Raw genomic sequence first — 17,876 nt, 5'->3', positions numbered from 1 at the left:
TCAATTTGTATTTGCGCCAACAGTTGATATCGCATGTATGTTACCCTCAATAAGATGCGAAGAAAAAATAATTTAAACTTTTTATCTAGTAGCATTGTGTTATGTGTGGATGCTGAGGGATTAAGATAGGTTTAAATAATCGAGCGCATGAGTTTAACGAAATACCGTGAGAAACGGACAGCCGAAAAGACACCCGAGCCCTTTGGAGGAAAGGCAAGCGGAAAAGAACTCCGATTTGTAGTGCAGAAACATGATGCATCACACCTTCACTATGATTTTCGCCTTGAAATGGGTGGGGTACTCAAAAGCTGGGCTGTGCCCAAAGGTCCTTCTATGGATCCGGAAGTAAAGCGTCTGGCCATGATGGTAGAAGACCATCCTTATGACTACCGCAATTTTGAAGGAGTGATACCGAAAGGGCAATACGGGGGCGGTACCGTAATCGTTTGGGATGAGGGGACTTATGAAGCCGTCGGGATAGATACGGATGATGTTATCAAGATGGACAAAAACCTAAGACATCAGCTTTATTCGGGGAAGCTTAAAATTAGGCTTCATGGGCATAAGCTAAAGGGGGAATTTGCCCTAGTTAAGGCATACGGTCGGGGAGAGAATGGCTGGTTGCTGATGAAGCTGGAAGATGAATATGCGAGTAAACAAGACATTGTTAAAAAGGATAGATCGGTGATTTCAGGAAAAACGATCGCCCAGATGGAAAAGTCGCCTGACAAAGTCTATGGAAAAAATGCAGGTAAAAAAGGCACAACAGGCGCAAAGAAAAAAGAGGCTGGGAAAAAGGCCGCTACAGTGATTAGTGAACAGCTCGAAACAAAGCCGGCAACCAAAAAGAAGGAGCAAATAAATTTTGATAAACCTCTAAAAAATATGCCTACCCAAGGCTTTTATACTACCATTGAACCCATGTTGGCCACTTTGGTCGACAAACCTTTTGATGACGCGGATTGGGTGTATGAAGTTAAATGGGATGGTTATAGAGCTGTAGCCTTTATGAATAAGGGCGAGGTGGAACTGAAATCGCGAAATGATAAAAGCTTCAATGAGAAATTCTATCCGATCCCAGCGGAATTAAAGCAGATGAATTTAAATGCTGTCATCGATGGAGAAATCGTTGTGCTGAGCAAAAATGGGACTGCCAATTTTGCTGCGTTACAAAATTGGCGCAGTGAGGCAGACGGCGACCTGGTTTACTATGTATTTGATATCCTTTGGTATGAAGGTAAGGATTTAAAAGGTCTGCCCCTTGTCGAACGAAAGGCTATTCTGAAAGAAGTTCTGCCCGTAAGTGAGCAGATTATGTACAGTGAACATTTTGATACCTCGGGTATCGCGTTTCTCGAAGAAGCAAAAAAACTCGGATTGGAAGGAATTATGGCGAAGCGTAAAGACAGCTTATATCACGCCCACAATCGTTCGCATGATTGGCTGAAGATCAAAGCTAGCAAGCGGCAGGAGGTTGTTATCGGCGGCTATACATTAAATGACGGTAGCAGTAAATTGTTTAGCAGTCTATTGGTCGGTGTGTATAACGGAAAAGAACTTGTGTATACTGGAAAAGTCGGAACAGGATTCAACACGGCGGTACAAAAGCATATGATGGCGCTGTTTGAACCCTTGACCACTAATAAGTCGCCTTTTACGACAGAACCCGACGTTAATAAACCATCTCGCTTCCGTCCGGACCCGCCGCACGCAAGCGTGACCTGGCTACGTCCCGAACTGGTCTGTGAAGTGAGTTTTGCTGAAATTACCAACGATGGAGTTATGCGGCACCCGTCGTTTGATGGATTACGGGAAGATAAGAATGCGAAGAAAGTAGTTTTGGAGCATGAACAGCCTGTCCAACAGCTGGTGGAAGAAAGGAGCAATCAGTTCGTCAAATCACGTATGGACGGAAAACGTAAAACATTGCTGAACCCCACGGAAAAAACGCAGGTGAAAATAATAAATAAACAGGAGCTTAAGTTTACTAATCTGGATAAAATCTATTGGCCAACAGAAAAAATTAGAAAGCGGGATCTGATCAATTATTACTATCAGGCTGCACCATTTATCTTACCATACTTAAAAGGTAGGCCACAAAGTATGAATCGATTCCCTAATGGTATCGATGGCGAAGGTTTTTACTTTAAGGATGTGACGGATACTGCGCCGGACTGGGCAGAACTTTATTTATACCAGAGTGAATCCGACAATCGTGATAGGCATTATTTGGTCGGAAAAGATGAAGCTACCTTATTGTATATGGCTAACCTGGGCTGTATCGAGATGAATCCATGGAACAGTACGGTTAAAAAGCCAGATAATCCCACTTATTGTATTATAGATTTGGATCCCGACAAAAATTCCTTTGATCAGGTCATCGAAGCGGCTCAGGTCACTAAACAAATTTTAGACGACATGGGCATTCCAAGTTATTGCAAAACAAGTGGCTCTACTGGTCTTCACATCTATATCCCACTAGGGAATAAGTATTCTTACGAACAGTCTAAAGAGTTCGCTCGAATTGTTGTGACCCTTGTACACGCCGAACTGCCAGATTATACAAGTCTTGAGCGTACCGTGCGTGATCGCAAAGGCAAGATGTACTTGGACTTTCTGCAAAATAGGCCGCATGCAACTATTGCTTCCGTCTATTCCGTGCGCCCAAAGCCCGGAGCTACGGTGTCCATGCCTCTGCACTGGGACGAAGTGAAGAAAGGATTGAAAATTAGTGATTTCAATATTTTTAATGCAATAGAACGGATGAACAGCGAGGGGGATATTTTCAAACCGGTACTTGGAAAAGGAATTGATTTGAAAAAAATAGTCAGCAATTATGCGATAAAATAGCAAAACAGGATACTAATGTATACATTCTTATAACAAAATTAGATGCGGATGAAAAATCGAATTATTTATGTGAGCATGGGCTTGATCGTGATGCATCTCTGGATATCTTGTGGCGGCAAAAATACAACATCCAATGTGAAGGTGCCTGGCAATGAAAAGGGAGCGAAGGACAAAGCGCTGGAGGCGGGAGCAAATCTTCTACAGGATAAGAGCCCTTTAAAGTCATTTAATGTATATCTTGACGGATTTCATTTTTACAATGGTAATATGAACGCGCAAATGGAAGCGCATCATTACGTGCAGCAATTGAATAATGATATTTATCAGGCCATCATTTTTGACGGCAACGGCGAAGATGCCAAGCTGATGGGGGTAGAATATATAATCACCGACAAAATTTTTAGAACATTGCCCGAAGAGGAAAAGAAACTTTGGCATTCGCATCATTATGAGGTGAGTTCGGGTAGTCTTGTTGCCCCGGGCATACCGGATGACGTCGAGCACGAGTTAATGGAAAAGCTTATTCATACTTATGGTAAGACGATTCATACCTGGCATACAGACCAGGAGAATAGTTTGCCTGTAGGAGTTCCAATGATCATGATGGGCTTTACAAAAGATGGGCAAATTCATCAACAGCTGATTGCTGAAAGGGACAGGCGCTTTCAAATATCGACGATCAAAAAAAAGCAGCATAGGTCGGATATTCCTATGCCAGTAATAGACCCTTCTGCAAATGCCTGGGAAAAAGGTGATATTAGACAGTTTGTGCTAACCGATCGTCCAGATAGTGCATCGCACAAGCAGCAGCACAATATTCGATAAAAATGTGCACGCATGAAGTAAATAAACAGCGTTAAAATCGGGATATGACATTACAAATGTCTTTTAACGCTGTTTACCCAAATTACTTCATTAATAATGACAGAAGCTCACGTGCAGTATCTTCTGAGGATTGTGGGTTCTGCCCTGTAATCAGGCTCCCGTCTATGACCACATGGTTACTCCAGTCTGCACCCTTGCTATATCGGCCACCGAGTTTTTTCAACTCATCTTCGACTAGAAAAGGAACGACCTGGGTCAGTTGTACAGCTTCTTCTTCGGTATTCGAAAATCCGGTCACATTTTTATCTTTTACAAGAGGAACACCATGTGCATCTTTAACAAATCGAAATATTCCCGGTGCGTGACATACTGCTGCTACCGGCTTGCCATGCCGCCAAAATGCCTCAATAAGTGCAATAGAATCGCTGTCGTTTGCCAGATCCCATAGGGGACCGTGGCCACCGGGATAGAAAATAGCGTCATATTCATCTTCCTTAATCTGATTTAGAACAAGGGTGTGCTCCAATTTGAATTGAAGCTCTTTGTCTTCATCGAACCGCTTGGTGGCTTCGGTCTGAAATTCAGGTAACGCACTTTTTGGGTCGACTGGAGGTTTTCCTCCTTTCGGAGAGGCGAGCGTCAAATCGACTCCGGCCTCTGCCATAACATAATATGGGGCGGCGAATTCCTCTATCCAGAAGCCTGTCTTAGCCCCAGTATCTCCCAGTTGGTCATGCGAGGTCAGTACAATCAGTACTTTTAAATTTTGTTTTTTTCCCATCTTTAAATATTATATGTTCAAAATGACGATACAAAGTAGGGCATAATACCGAAGACCTTTGTGTGATATACATCACAATTTAATGACGGGCTTATTTTTGTGATGTAGATCACATCATTTAATGTTGTGAAGGCGGCTCAGGGTTTCTCTGGAGACACCCAAATAGGCTGCGATTAAATGCTTCGGAACAAGATTGTAAAGTAAGGGGTATTGATTCATGAGTTCCTCATAACGACTACGTGCGTCATTATTTAGTAGGGATAAAATTCTTTTTTGAAGACCGATATAACCTTTGTTGGAACGCCATCTAAAAAAGCTTTCTATTTCGTGGATTTCTTTGCAGGCTCTTTCTCTGTCTTCGCCCAAGAGACACAATGTATCGGAGTCACTGACGCAGTCCAGTGATAAGGTGGCCGCTGTACCGTTGTGAAGCGCATTGTAATCGGAAGCCCACCAAGTTGAAGTCGCAAATTGTAAGATGTGCATTTTAAGTTCGTTATTGACTATAAAGGTTTTAAGACAGCCGTTCAATACAAAATACTCGTTTTCCACAACATCACCGGGACTGATAATCAGTTGTTTTCTTTTAAAAGAAACAGGTTTAAATAACGAAAAGAAATAATCATATTGTTCGTCGCTCAGTTCAACGGTTTTGCTGACATGTTGTCGTAGGATTTCTTTAGACGTCATATATATACCCTTTCATTATCTGATTAAGTCAAAAATAGCGATTATTTTTCATGTCAAGCTATCATACATAATGTAGGAGGGAAAACTAGATGAACCGATTTAGCGATAAAAAAAATCATTTTTATTTTGTTTAGACAAATCTTTTTTCTAATTTAGTGTTGCCCATTCTAGGGCACTTTTCATAAAATAGGTTAATAATATGGCTAAAACACCCGGAGTACCCCATGCTTTCGGGTGTTTTTTTATGCCTGCTTCGATATCGATATTAAAAAAGATGGCAACATACCTGCGGATTGTAAATCGCATAAAACGCTTTGTAACAGGATAACGAACTTTATAAAATAGCTTCATACCTTTGATAGGTTTTATTACCGCTAGGTACTCATTCTTTGAATTTATGCAGATTATTAAAACATTAGTTATCTATTTACTTGCTTATACGATCACTTATTATGGTATTAAGTATTCCATGTCCGATCATGTGCTAATCACTAGATTAAATATGGCGATTTCGGGATTGACCGCATTATCTTTTACCGTGTTATTTGCCCTTGTTAGACTGAGGAATGCTAGTCAGGAATGAGAACATAGTACACCTGTATTAGGTTAGGCCTGTTAGGTTATTGGCCATGTATTTTATTGTTATTCTGATTTTTGTGAGGTCCTTTTGAAATTTTATATATATATTTGATTGAAACTGATACCATTTGTCCATAAGTCAATGAGATCATTTAATAAACGTTCGAAATGATGCATATTGTTAAATTATGAAATATATCGTTGTGCTGTTGCTCGGTTTATGCTTTTTGTCTAGTTGCGACAAGGAAGAAGCTGACTCCAAATTGGAAATTGAGAGCAGTACAACAGCTGCAAAGTATCATTTTATTGGCCGATCGGTAGGCTTTTCAGTCAGTCAGATGTATGTGGATAGTACTATGGGCGAGGATTTCTATTTAGGATCCGTATGGGGATTAAAAGATACGCTACCTAACTTGTCCTTGATCTCTCCAGAAAAATATCGTAAGGCTTTCAAAATAGCTGTTAAATCATCCAATTCTGTTCATAAGGCCGGTAAATTTGTTCCTAGCTTCACGAGGATGCGCGATTATGCACGTAAAAATCAGGATAGAGATGGGGTTTCGGTAACTTCATCAACAGGTTATTCTGTCGCAGATTTTTTTGATTATAGGGCCATTCGTTATTATCTAAACAATAGCGCTGATGTAAATACGGTTTTAAGACTTGTTAAGCATAATGACTCAACCACGATTAGAAGGAAGTATGGTTATTTAATGCATAATGAAAGCATTGCTTTTACATTAATGACTCAGTTTAATGAGTTTTCTGCTGCTTTTAGTAGAAAAGATGTCGGCCAGCGTGAAAGTTCGGATTTAAAACCGTATTATGTCAACTGTGTTAATTATGGTACCCATACCATCCTGATGGCTGAAAGCGACTATCCCCGTGCCGATTTTGAAGGGGCCTTGGATAAGCTGCAGACCGGTCAGCCATTAACACCAATAGATGTCGCTATATTAGAAGAGTCGGACTTGTTGATTTATTTGCGGGGCGGTGCAAAGGATAGCTATATTAAGCAAGCAAGTGGTCTGTTGGGTATAAAAACACTTATAACTGAATTTCACAAAGAACGTAAAGTTCAACAAAATAAATTTGACTTTCCAATAAGCTATTCGCTCAGGAGCTTAGCGGATTTTTCCCTTCTGAAGTTTTGGTATTCCTACGATTTTCTTGAACGTGTAGAAAAGGAATGATGGTCTCCCTTAGGATGTAGTATACGACTGCCGATTTGAAGGATCCTGCGTACAGCGGAGACAAATTGAAGAGAATTAATTTTTGGCATTAAATTAAACAATCGGTTGCGTTTCGGCGGAATTTGGTAGTCCCAATTATTCTGATTATTATCGTTTAACGGCTGATAAATTTTGGAGCCGATTAATCGCATTATTGTGAAAAAATATATAATACTATTTGTAACGTGCCTCTTTACGACATCATTTCTGTCAGCACAAACCACAACGTCTAAAGTACAGCTAAGTTTGTTAGGCACCAGAAGCTGGATACGGGTTGATATTGATGCGGATATGCGCGGGCTTTTGGGAAGCAAGATTTATTGCTCCGCCACCAATAAAAGGCCGACGGTGCCCAGCAGCCTGATAGAACAGGGGAGCAGACGATACTATATCGAGCAGGTCTTACCAGAGACCACCTATTATATATGGCTTGAGTCTGCTTCTGGTGAAACATTGGCTAGCGCGAAGACTTATACCACAAAAAATTGGGTATTAGACGATGCTGAACTCGCCGAGTTGCAACGAAATCCAAGTTCGGGAGCGGTGCCACCCTGAATGGAGATTTTTTGGCAGGATGAATTTAATGATCAGCTATTAAATCGCAATAAGTGGACAACCAATTATTTTTCATCCCTCAATTACCTAAATAAAGCATCAAAACAGGAAATGTTGGACGGTCAATTGCCGCAGCCTGCGTACACGATGGATGGCAGCGCTATTAACCTCTACATTAATGATACACTGCCCAAGCGGATTTTCGCCGAAGGAGGAAATCAAAAGATATCCTCTATTCAAACTTATGATTGGAGAACCAATGAAAACCTGTTAGATAATAGTAGGGGTGGTTACTTCGAAGTGAAGGTCAGGCGCAATCGTAGCGGTAACCCAAAAGGTACCAACACGGCTTTTTGGTTTGATTCTCCCGGACCTGATATCCGCTATTATCTTCAAAAGGGATCTGAAGTAGACGGTATTAAAGGGATAAGACCAAAAGGACAGCTTTTCGAAATTGACGTTTTTGAATATATCACCGCACAATTTGTTATACATGGTGATGTAGATGAGAAAGGTGTATTTCAACATAATCTGGCAACGCATATAGCCGAGGGATACGAACATGTTGGAAAATGGGTAACGCACGGAGTACTTTGGACCCCCACAAGCATAAAACACTACATCAATGGCGATCTGATTAAGGAATATGCCAATAAAAACAACATCTATTCGCCCAATCATTTTATGAATGTATTTTTAGGCGCTTATGGTTCGGAAGGGGGCGTGAATATGGAGGTCGATTATATCCGGGCTTACAGCTGGCCCCTAAAAAATGAAAATGAACTTCCTAACCCAGACTTCGAGGCGAAGGGCGGACTGCCACCTTGGGAAGGGGAGGCGCGGTTAGAAGTTGGTAGTGGAGAAGGAGGCAGCCATGCTGCGGCTCTTCCTGTAGGTAAACAAATAGAGCAGTATGTTTATTTGGATCCTCAGCAAGCTTATCTTCTGGAATATTGGGGTAAGAGCTCTTCTATTGAGTTAGAAATCGACGATGTAACACCAGTGAGCGGAGCACTTACTACTATCCGGCGTCAGCCACAACTTTTAAGTGGGAATGGCAGCCAACATCGTATAGCTTTTAATACGGGGACAGAAGTCGCAGCTAATAAGAAAATCGTGCGGATTTTGTTTAAAAATGTGGGGCAAGAAACGGCATACTTAGACAATATTACTATAGAGAAGAAGTAGAGCGATATGATTTCGCCATATTGCTAGCCGAAGTGAATTTGATTGCAGGAAAATTGTATTTAAATATTTTGATTCTTTTTTATTGTACCCGGCGAGATTCCAGCCATTCTCTTGATAAAATGATTAAAAACTGTTTGGTCCGTAAAACCTAACTCAAGCATAACATCTTTGACCGTTACGGAGGGTTGGCTTAGCAGCCTGATCGCTTCCTCCAGTATTCTGCTTTTTATAATATTGGTTGGTGTTATATGCTTATGTTTCCGTGTAAGCGAGGCAAGATGGCTTTGGGTAATGTTTAGTTTGTTTATATAGAATGCGATACTGTGCTCGGTTTTGTAATGGAGCTCCACAAGATCAATGAATTCGGCCAGCTTATCGGGATAAGCCAGCAGTTTCCTGTCACTCACTTTTTTTTCCAGAACACGACTAATTTCCTGCAGTGTGAGCCGTGCGCGGGAGCTGATGACGTCGAACATCGGACGGTCTTGATACAGTTCATTTCCTATATGTTTTAATTCATGATGAAGAATATCAAATTTGGGTTTTGTAAGTTCCTGTACAGGAAAGGTCCGGTACACTTGCATATTAAACCGCAATGCAAAACGAAGCATATCAAAGCTTCTCTTAGCAATTACAAGTTGACATACAATCGTATGATCCAAAATGCTGAAATGACTCAACTGACCAGGGAAAACAACGTGGATCTGATAGCCGCGCATGGGATATCGATGATGGTCTATATGGTGAGCGCCTCTTTTTGAATGTGACAGGGTAATCGTGAATTCGTCTCTCCGTGTGGTTTTTGTTCTATGGCGCCGCCCGCACCATTCGATGTAATGTACATTAATTTCTTCTGATAGCTTGTCACTTCTTCTTTTAGTGCCGGTTTCAAACATCTTTTTCGGGGTTTATTTGGTTGTTATGGGTTTCAAAAAAATCGAGAGTTTGTTTTGCCGCTGATCGTCTTCGTGATAAGCACCTTCCCCTGCAAGGATAGAGCTTTGAGCGAAGAGCCGCTTACCTGTTGTGCGGAAATTCCTGTATCCAACGAAAGGGATGGGTTAACAATTCAAATTGTTGCGGATCCTGTTTGATAAGCTTTATTTCTTCAACGCGGTCATCAAAAACTTTCCTTAACAGAATGTCACCATTCTGGTTGATTTTATAATCATATTGAAATTGATTTAATGTGATCTTTTTCTTCGGATGATCTATTATGACTGTCTGGTAAATCGGGGAATAATAGCTGTCGCGCACAAGAACATGATCGTTGTTAAATTCAAAGATGATCAGCCGCCAATCTTCTGGAATGGTACGGACAGCTTTTTGTAGGGGGGCAAAGCGGTAAATCCCATATAGCGGCGATCTACTAAAATATGTTGACATTGCTTGTCGCGTTTTATAAATACCTATTACCTGTAGTATCGTAAAAAGTGAAATAATGAATATCTTACAAATTTTTATTCCCTTTTTTCTCCAGTCCTCCTTAAGCGGTTGCCCAAGCTGAGTTAATTGCACAGGTTTACCCAAAATAAATAGTGTATATAGACTTTGCAAATAAGGTATTAATAAATATACCGAAAGTAAGAATAACGCAGTCGAGATCATCTTTACCGGAACGTCATAAAAATAATTGATTGCCATTATATTGATCGTACTCACTGTTGTTATAAGACAGCCTAGCACCATTGTTTTTCTGAAGAGAAGAAAAACTGACAAGATCTCGGCTACGCCAATAAGTATATTGTAACCTTTGGAGTAACCAATGAAGGTCCAGGCCAGGCCCATTGGAGAGAATTCACCCAAAGGCTGAATGAGTCTGGTTAAAGTCGGCGGAGGCATTTGCGCGTGCATCACCTTGATAACGCCGTAATTGATCAGCATAAAAGCAATATAATAACGTATCAGGACGGTTAACCAGTAATATAGTGTATTATAATGAGGGCGTTTCGAATCAGTGAGAGACCAGATAAGTGAAGCCGCCAAGGCAAAAGTAATCAATAGCAAAAGCGAAACCCAGGCATAGGATGTGTCACCACTTCCGTTCACAAATATGCTATAATCATATGTATACCCTAAGATCGTTTTTGCAAACCACGGTGTGACCAAATGCATTAAATCATTGAGCGGGGTATTGATATATCCGTAAAGCGGAAATGTTCCATTGTTAAATACGAAAATGAAAGAAGTAATAAAAATAAAGAGGAAACGGAAAACAGCTTTCCTAAATAAAGACCATGCTTCACTTTTATTTTCAGAAATACGAATCATAAGTTAAGTTTATTGGGGTAATATAATATTTATTTGTGTAATTATTTAGTTTTTGACACAAAATAATACTTAGCTAACGTAAAAATCTTGATGCTTTTTGTGCCGAAGTTTTTATCTTGCCCTAAATATGGATGCCATGGAAAAAATCAAAAACTACTTTAATTCACTTGTTAAAATGGAAGATAGCGACTGGGTGATCTTTTCTTCCAAACTGGAGAAAGTAGAATTTCCAAAAAAGTCATTGCTTTTGAAGATGGGTCATACGGAGAGGTATCTGTCTTTTATTGAGTATGGTATTGTACGATTCAATATTCCAAAGCTGGACCATGATTTTACGTTCGGTTTTGCATTTGAGAATTCCTTTGTGAGTGCCTATGATTCTTTTCTTACACAATCACCTTCGTTTTATAATGTCGAAGCCATTACGGATTGTGTACTATGGCGTATTTCCTTCGACGACCTCAATAGTGTTTACAAGTGCACACAAGTGGGAAACATCATTGGGCGAAAAGCAGCGGAAGACATCTTTCTGAAGAAAATGAAGCGCGAAGTGTCCTTACTTGAAGATACCGCGAAGACACGCTATCTTAATCTGCTGCGGGAACAGCCCCAGATGATCAAGCATATCCCCTTAAAATATCTAGCTTCTTATATAGGTGTGAGACCACAGTCGCTAAGCAGGATCAGAAAGGAAATTTATTAACAATTGTTCATTGACCTGCACTATCCGCATCTTTATTTTTGAAAAAAAAAGATGAAACCGTTCTATATTTTGATTATTGTTTTTATTTTCTCGAATTTGACAATATGGTTTTCCAAAGGGCATGGAGATCATGTGCTGGCTGGCAAAATTGCACTTAGTGTTATGCTATTGTTTACCGCCCTTGGACATTTCATATACACAACCGGTATGGAGTTGATGCTGCCTGACTTTGTTCCATTTAAACGTACGGTGGTCTATGTGACAGGAGTTTTCGAAGCATTGGCTGCTGTTGGTATATTTGTGTCAACATGTAGCCGTGAGACCGGTATAATGTTGATCCTATTTTTTATTGCCGTATTACCAGCTAATATTCGGGCGTGCTTTAGCCATCTGAATTATGAAACAGCGTCTTTCGATGGTGCTGGGCCCGCGTATCTGTGGTTTAGAATTCCTTTCCAGCTTCTCCTTATTTGCTGGACCTATTATGTAGCAATCCAGTAACAGGGAATTAACCATAAAATAGCAAAAAGTTATTAAATCAATGTTAAGTATTATTTAACAGTTTTTTATTTTTGCTAAACAAATGAAAAAAGCGATCAAAATGTTAGTGCTCGATATGGCGGGCACGACCGTCAACGAAAATAATATAGTTTATAAGACACTCCAAACAGCGATTAACATCGTTGGCCACTATCAGCTAAGTCTGGGCGATGTTCTGAAGCACGGCGCTGGAAAAGAGAAGTTACAGGCAATTCGGACGGTGCTCAAAAATTGTTTAGATGTTGATGATGATAAATTAGCTTTACAAATATTTGAAGTCTTTCGGAAAGAACTTAAAGTAGCTTATAAAGAACAAGAAATCTATCCGAATGCACATGCTGAACAACTTTTTGCAGCGCTAAAAGAAAGGGAACTAATCGGTGTACTCAATACCGGATATGATCGGCAGACAGCTGAGTTTCTTATGAAAAAATTGAACTGGAAAGTCGGAAGAGATGTCGACGCTTTGATTACGGCGACAGATGTCACCAAAGGCCGGCCTGAACCTGATATGATTGATCTTGCGCGAACGAAGTTTGGAATTAGTGATGCTGCTCAGGTAATTAAAATCGGCGACTCCATTATTGACATTGAGGAGGGTAGATGTGCAGGCTGTGCCCTAAGCATAGGAATTACCACAGGTGCTCATACTGCTGTTCAGTTGAAACAGGCACATGCGGATTACATCTTGGATGACCTGCTGGAAATTATATCGATTGTCGACACTGGCATTTTGCAACCTCTCGACATCCATAGCAAAACTTTTGATGGTAAAACCCAAGAAAATTGGATCCACAGCGAGAAGGCATAAGGACAGAAAAATACGGCACCAAATTATAATCAAATCCGATAGTAACAGGGGGATTACAGCGAGATAACAGGGGGTTAACAGGGGTATAACAGGGGTGTATCCCTGTTAACCCCCTGTTGGCCGGGTGTAAAAGTAGTTCGATATTGCGTTTAATTTAGAATTTAGTCCGAACTTGGTAATAAGTTGGATTCTACAATTATTGCATCTGTATTCCTTCCATCGCGTTCTGGCTTTTATTTTTCTTGAACATGTTCATGTCCATTTTGCCAAAGCGATAGGATAAGTTAAGCTTTATAAGCTGTGGGTTGGAAAGTCGGTAGTAAGTTTGCGAAAAACCTTCCCCCGAGGATACAATCGTATTGCCGCGCGTTCTAAATATATCGTTGACAGCCAGAGTCACTGAAGCGGCTTGATTCTTTAAGAAACTTTTTTTGATCGCAAAGTCAACTCCGTAAAAAGGTTTGATATATCCTTGCGAAGAACTTTGTGCTTGGTTCATGGGTGGACCGAAGGTCTGATTCTGTGTGACTGGCATGTTTGTTTTGCCCTGATATTCAAAAGCGAGCTGCAGGTTCCAATTTTTTTTGAGGTTAAAGGTGTTGTTTAGCTTTCCGAATACGGTCCACATACCATCAGCGGGAGTGGTGTCGTCAATGTCAATTTTGGAATTGTAAAAGTTTAAGTCAGCAGTCAGATCCCACCATTTTAGCATGTTATTGGTGTAGGTAAATTCCGCACCATAATTTTTGCTGGAGTTTGCATTGATATACGTATTGATAAAGTCCATTTTTCCGGTGATGGGATTGAGCTCCTGTGTTAGATAACGGGTGATGAGGTCGTTGGTATGCTTGTAGTAAAACGAAGTCAGGAAAGTGCCTTTACCCAGCGTGCGGCTATAAGACAATTCGGCGGAAGTAGTGAACTCGGGCACCAGATTAGCATTACCACGGGTAATATTGAGACTGTCTGTATAGTCGATGAAAGGAATAATCTGAAAGAAATTGGGACGGTTGACACGACGGGTTACACTCATCTGAATCTGATCCTTTTCAGAAACCTTCTTGCTCAGAAATAACGATGGAAAAAGACTCAGCGGATAGCGGTTGTGAAACTTCTCATTGGTGTTCAGCAGCTCACCATCGTATGTGGAACTTTCTGCTCGTAGTCCAATCTTATACGATACCCAATCTTTTAAATTTCCACCAAGCGAAGCATAAACTGCATACACGCTGTTTTTGCTGTCGTAATTGGCCGATGCGGCAGTAATGTTCTCGAATTCCTCTTTGCCGACAGCTTTGAGCGAGTTGTCATTGAGATTCTCAATGTCGTTAACCTGTGCACGGATTCCAGCTTCTAGTTTCATTCCGTTAGTAAAAGGTTTGACATAATCCGCCTGCACGGTCATAAATTTATTGTTGCCTGAACCGGTATTTTTTTGAATCTGCGTTCCTGTACTTTCGTGGCCGCTGTTTAAGTAGTCCGTTGTATAGGTACCATAAGATCTGTTGCTACCTCCAAAGTAATTAAAGTCCACGGTAAGTTCTTCACCCTCCGTTTTGAACTTTTGAATCAGCCCGGCTTGCAAGCCTCTGGGTTTAAAGCTACGTTCAGATTCTGAAATTCGATTACTCAATGAGCGTATATTTTGCGATTCAGTCTCTATGAATGTATTTTCATATGGACGGAATTTACCCTCTACCAGGATACCGGCAAGAGATACTGTGGTCTTGGGGCTAAAATCATAATCCACACCGAGTCTTCCAAAAGTAATGGTCCCTTTTGTCTTGCCTTTAATTTCCTGATCGACAGATGACGTAACATCATTAATGCTGCTTGAGCGATAGCTATCTCCTTCGGTATTGGTGCGCATCCGCATGTTCATCGCTGTAAGGGAGATGTTGAGTTTGTTTTGGCGGGCATTGAGACTTCCCATAAAGTTGGTTCCGCCAAAGCGATCTGCGCCAAGTGTCACCATTCCGTTATACCCCGTCTTTTTATTTTTCTTTAGTATAATGTTCAGGATCCCGGCCATACTGCCCGAAGCATCATATTTTGCCGATGGATTGGTAATGATTTCTATTTTGTCAATAATATCGGCGGGAATCTGGTCGGGTGTGAGCGTGGTGGGTTTCCCGTCGACGAAAATGGTGGGGGCCGCATTTCTGAGTTTAACGTTGCCGTCGATATCTACCTGCACGGATGGCATATTGCGTAGCACATCAATTGCTGTACCACCTGCGGCAACTATATTTTTTTCGACATTATATACCTTTTTATCAATATCCATCTCAAGTAATGCTTTGCGCCCGGTGACGGTCACCTCTTCTAGCTTACGATTGTCGTTTTCTAACACAATACTTCCAAGATCTTTTTCCGTTATGTTCTTTTCGGTACCAAATTCTACAGGAAGATCTACAGATGTATAACCAACAGAACTGATTTTTAATTTTAATTTATCGTTCACCGTTACATTTGTGAAACTAAATTTTCCATTTTCCGACGAACTTGTACTTTTTATCAATATCTCTCTTTCTTTGCCCGTTGACGGGTCTTGAGTTATTCGTAAAAGATTAATGGAGGCTTGGGCTATAGGTTTTCCAACGCTGTCTGTAACCTGGCCCGAAAGTTTCGCATCGGAAACTGAAAATCCCGTAGGTCGCGCCATCGGTGCTGTCTGCGCATAGGAGGATATCGCTGCTGTTGCTATTAAGAATGTTACTATGATTTTTTTCATGTTTTCGTTACTACGGCCATATACAGTATGGCACTTAACCGAAAGCAAATTTGAAAAGGATTTTTAAGCTATGCAATTATCTGTAGACTGAAACATAGAATGTGTAGACCAATGAAATCTGGTGGATCATCGGAGATAAGCAGTACTGTTCTGTAAAAGTTCGTCTATTGCTTTTATGTATTTTTTTCCGAGAGGCAGCACCGTCTCCGGTAAAAAAAGCTTGGAATGTGTACTGCGTTGTATTCTGTCTTTATTGACAATAAAAGAATTATGTACCCGGAGAAAGCTAGTCGCCGGAAGTATTTTTTCCATTCCCCGCAAGTTACTTCGTGTGAGAAGCGGTATGTTGCGATCTACCAGGTGGATTTTAACGTAATCTTTTAGCCCCTCGATATAGCTAATCTCACGGAGCAAAATTTTAGTTTTTTTGTATGCTACATTGACGATGATATGGTCGTTTTCATCGATACGCCTTGGACGCAGCGACAGGATATCTTCTACTTTCTGGATGGCAGTCGCAAGCCGTTCTTTTGAGATCGGCTTAAGGAGATAGTCGACAGCATTTAATTCAAACCCCTCTACGGCATACTGGTGATGAGCTGTAGTGAAGATGACGAGGGGCGGATTTGTAAGCTCGCGAACAAACTGTGTGCCCAGCTGTTCTGGCATCTGTATGTCCAAAAAAATGAGGTCGACGTGATGATCTTTGAGATATGGTAGGATCTCGGCTGCTGAATTGGCTTTATGAAGCACTTCGATTTGCGCAAAAGAAAGGAGATCATCTTCTAAAATATTGAGCGCAAATGGTTCATCGTCCAGTAGTATGCATTTAATTTTCATCCATTACTAATTTAAGTATTACTTCAAAATAGCCGTCTTCGGTCGTTATAAGTGAGAGGTCGTGCCGGTGTGGATAGAGCAAATGGAGCCGGCGTCTGACATTTGTTAAACCGATCCCCTCGTTGGTACGGGACTCTGTATGCCGCAGTATTTTATTACGTGATTTGAAACTGATCCCGTTCGCTGTTTCAAGGAACTGAAATTGTATCTGTGGGCTGTTTTTGCTGTCTACTCCATATTTGAACGCATTTTCGACAAAGTGTATAAACAAGAGGGGGGGAATCATCCTGTTCTTGACGGCATCATCGATCGTTAACTCTACATTCCCTTCGATCGGAAGCCGCAGCGTTTGAAGAGCGATAAAGTTGCGCATGTGTTCGATTTCTTTAAAAAGTTCAACCTTGGGGCCATCGACTTCATAAAGTATATAACGCAGTATTTCTGATAGTTTGATGATTGTGTTTTCGGAATCCGGCGATTTTTTGCGAATGAGCCAACGGATGTTATTGAGCGTGTTGAAGAGAAAATGCGGGCTGATCTGAAGTTTTAATATGGTGAGCTCGGCTGTAGTTTTTTCGAGTGCAATTTGCTTGTTCAACTCTTTTTGCCTCGCTTGTTCATCATACAAAAAAATCATGGAAGAGGTAATCATACATAACGAATAAATGATACCCGGACCTATAATAAGCCGTACAAATAGTATATTTTCCCTGACCAGATGGGCGAGTTCACCGTCGGGATTAAAATAAACGATTATGTAATTGAGCCCTACGTAAATAAAAAAACCTATTCCAATGGCGGCGGCAAAGGTTTTGCGGTGCCCGAAAAAAAACTTCGGAGCCACAAAGTAACAGAGCAGATAGAAATTTGTAGCCAAAAATAGGATATTCACGAGATGTGTTGCTGCTGCATAGATTTTGAAATCAGCGATCTTATCCGGCTGATAAAGATAAGTTATAAAGGGAAGCAATAGCAGGATGGTCCATATAACGACGTGTAGATAGAATTTTTTGAAGAACCTACTGATCATACTGCGCTTCTTTAAATTTACTTTCCGTGATTGATTCAATCAAAAATAGAAAAATATTTGTGATCATATCTATTTATAGCGTCTGAAGAATTGATTGTACGTTGAATATCAACTCTTCAAATTAGTTTTGTAATTTGCAAAGGTAAACTGACAGCAGGATAGGCAAGCTGTGTTGTTGCGATACAATGTCAAATAGGCAATGGATTGAAAGGTATGCTTATTTTGAATAGGTGGCATTCATCATCTC

The 17,876-nt window shown here is 40.7% G+C and carries 16 protein-coding genes; 8 read left to right on the top strand and 8 right to left on the bottom strand.

Translation table 11 applies throughout. The features are described 5' to 3' along the window. Positions 1-147 precede the first annotated feature (147 nt). Both ligD and FGL37_RS24945 read left to right on the top strand, forming a co-directional pair. Positions 148-2,850 (top strand): DNA ligase D, encoded by a 2,703-nt coding sequence (gene ligD / locus FGL37_RS24950; protein WP_028068645.1) that lies wholly within the window; start codon positions 148-150, stop codon positions 2,848-2,850. A 48-nt stretch (positions 2,851-2,898) separates the two neighbouring features. Continuing rightward, the gene (locus FGL37_RS24945; protein WP_037532203.1) at positions 2,899-3,675 is read left to right on the top strand and encodes an OBAP family protein; all 777 of its coding nucleotides are present in this window, start codon (positions 2,899-2,901) and stop codon (positions 3,673-3,675) included. An 82-nt stretch (positions 3,676-3,757) separates the two neighbouring features. Here the strand turns inward: FGL37_RS24945 and FGL37_RS24940 are convergent, their stop codons facing one another. The 3 genes from FGL37_RS24940 to FGL37_RS24930 form a co-directional block, all read right to left on the bottom strand. Further along, positions 3,758-4,456, bottom strand: a complete 699-nt coding sequence (locus tag FGL37_RS24940) for a type 1 glutamine amidotransferase domain-containing protein (RefSeq protein ID WP_028068643.1) — start codon at positions 4,454-4,456, stop codon at positions 3,758-3,760. Positions 4,457-4,570: 114 nt separating this feature from the next. Beyond that, positions 4,571-5,146 carry a Crp/Fnr family transcriptional regulator gene (locus FGL37_RS24935; RefSeq protein ID WP_028068642.1) on the bottom strand — a complete coding sequence of 192 codons (576 nt, stop codon included), beginning with the start codon at positions 5,144-5,146 and terminating at the stop codon, positions 4,571-4,573. A 147-nt stretch (positions 5,147-5,293) separates the two neighbouring features. Continuing rightward, positions 5,294-5,497, bottom strand: coding sequence for a hypothetical protein (locus FGL37_RS24930; protein ID WP_138097076.1), 204 nt, complete (start codon positions 5,495-5,497; stop codon positions 5,294-5,296). A 416-nt stretch (positions 5,498-5,913) separates the two neighbouring features. On the opposite strand from FGL37_RS24930, the gene FGL37_RS24925 reads away from it, so the two are divergent. The 3 genes from FGL37_RS24925 (at position 5,914) to FGL37_RS24920 (ending at position 8,700) form a co-directional block, all read left to right on the top strand. Then, complete coding sequence (locus FGL37_RS24925) at positions 5,914-6,918, top strand: hypothetical protein (protein ID WP_028068640.1); 1,005 nt, start codon at positions 5,914-5,916, stop codon at positions 6,916-6,918. A 195-nt stretch (positions 6,919-7,113) separates the two neighbouring features. Beyond that, a complete protein-coding gene (locus tag FGL37_RS25645; protein ID WP_197734510.1) occupies positions 7,114-7,512 on the top strand; it encodes a hypothetical protein in 399 nt (132 codons plus the stop codon). Further along, a complete protein-coding gene (locus FGL37_RS24920) occupies positions 7,513-8,700 on the top strand; it encodes a glycoside hydrolase family 16 protein (protein WP_197734509.1) in 1,188 nt (395 codons plus the stop codon). Positions 8,701-8,759: 59 nt separating this feature from the next. Here the strand turns inward: FGL37_RS24920 and FGL37_RS24915 are convergent, their stop codons facing one another. Continuing rightward, positions 8,760-9,596 (bottom strand): helix-turn-helix domain-containing protein, encoded by an 837-nt coding sequence (locus FGL37_RS24915; RefSeq protein WP_081817776.1) that lies wholly within the window; start codon positions 9,594-9,596, stop codon positions 8,760-8,762. Between the two features lie 121 nt (positions 9,597-9,717). Continuing rightward, a complete protein-coding gene (locus FGL37_RS24910) occupies positions 9,718-10,971 on the bottom strand; it encodes a hypothetical protein (protein WP_028068637.1) in 1,254 nt (417 codons plus the stop codon). 136 nt (positions 10,972-11,107) lie between these two features. Between FGL37_RS24910 and FGL37_RS24905 the strand changes: the two genes are divergently transcribed. The 3 genes from FGL37_RS24905 (at position 11,108) to FGL37_RS24895 (ending at position 13,025) form a co-directional block, all read left to right on the top strand. Beyond that, the gene (locus FGL37_RS24905; protein ID WP_028068636.1) at positions 11,108-11,674 is read left to right on the top strand and encodes a Crp/Fnr family transcriptional regulator; all 567 of its coding nucleotides are present in this window, start codon (positions 11,108-11,110) and stop codon (positions 11,672-11,674) included. A gap of 51 nt (positions 11,675-11,725) precedes the next feature. Further along, positions 11,726-12,175: a DoxX family protein gene (locus FGL37_RS24900; RefSeq protein WP_028068635.1), complete on the top strand. Its 450-nt coding sequence runs from the start codon at positions 11,726-11,728 to the stop codon at positions 12,173-12,175. Between the two features lie 82 nt (positions 12,176-12,257). Beyond that, positions 12,258-13,025 (top strand): HAD family hydrolase, encoded by a 768-nt coding sequence (locus FGL37_RS24895; RefSeq protein WP_081817775.1) that lies wholly within the window; start codon positions 12,258-12,260, stop codon positions 13,023-13,025. 196 nt (positions 13,026-13,221) lie between these two features. Here FGL37_RS24895 and FGL37_RS24890 read toward each other — a convergent pair whose 3' ends face one another. The 3 genes from FGL37_RS24890 to FGL37_RS24880 form a co-directional block, all read right to left on the bottom strand. Continuing rightward, positions 13,222-15,759 (bottom strand): TonB-dependent receptor, encoded by a 2,538-nt coding sequence (locus FGL37_RS24890; RefSeq protein WP_028068634.1) that lies wholly within the window; start codon positions 15,757-15,759, stop codon positions 13,222-13,224. A gap of 126 nt (positions 15,760-15,885) precedes the next feature. Further along, a complete protein-coding gene (locus FGL37_RS24885; RefSeq protein WP_028068633.1) occupies positions 15,886-16,599 on the bottom strand; it encodes a LytR/AlgR family response regulator transcription factor in 714 nt (237 codons plus the stop codon). Further along, positions 16,589-17,629 (bottom strand): sensor histidine kinase, encoded by a 1,041-nt coding sequence (locus tag FGL37_RS24880; protein ID WP_051606495.1) that lies wholly within the window; start codon positions 17,627-17,629, stop codon positions 16,589-16,591. The genes FGL37_RS24885 and FGL37_RS24880 overlap by 11 nt, the downstream gene beginning before the upstream one ends. Between the last annotated feature and the right edge of the window lie 247 nt (positions 17,630-17,876).

The sequence above is a fragment of the Sphingobacterium thalpophilum genome, from assembly GCF_901482695.1.
Lineage (GTDB): Bacteria > Bacteroidota > Bacteroidia > Sphingobacteriales > Sphingobacteriaceae > Sphingobacterium > Sphingobacterium thalpophilum.
The sequence above is the reverse complement of the archived record's forward strand: the minus strand, read 5'-3'. Positions and strand labels throughout refer to the sequence as shown.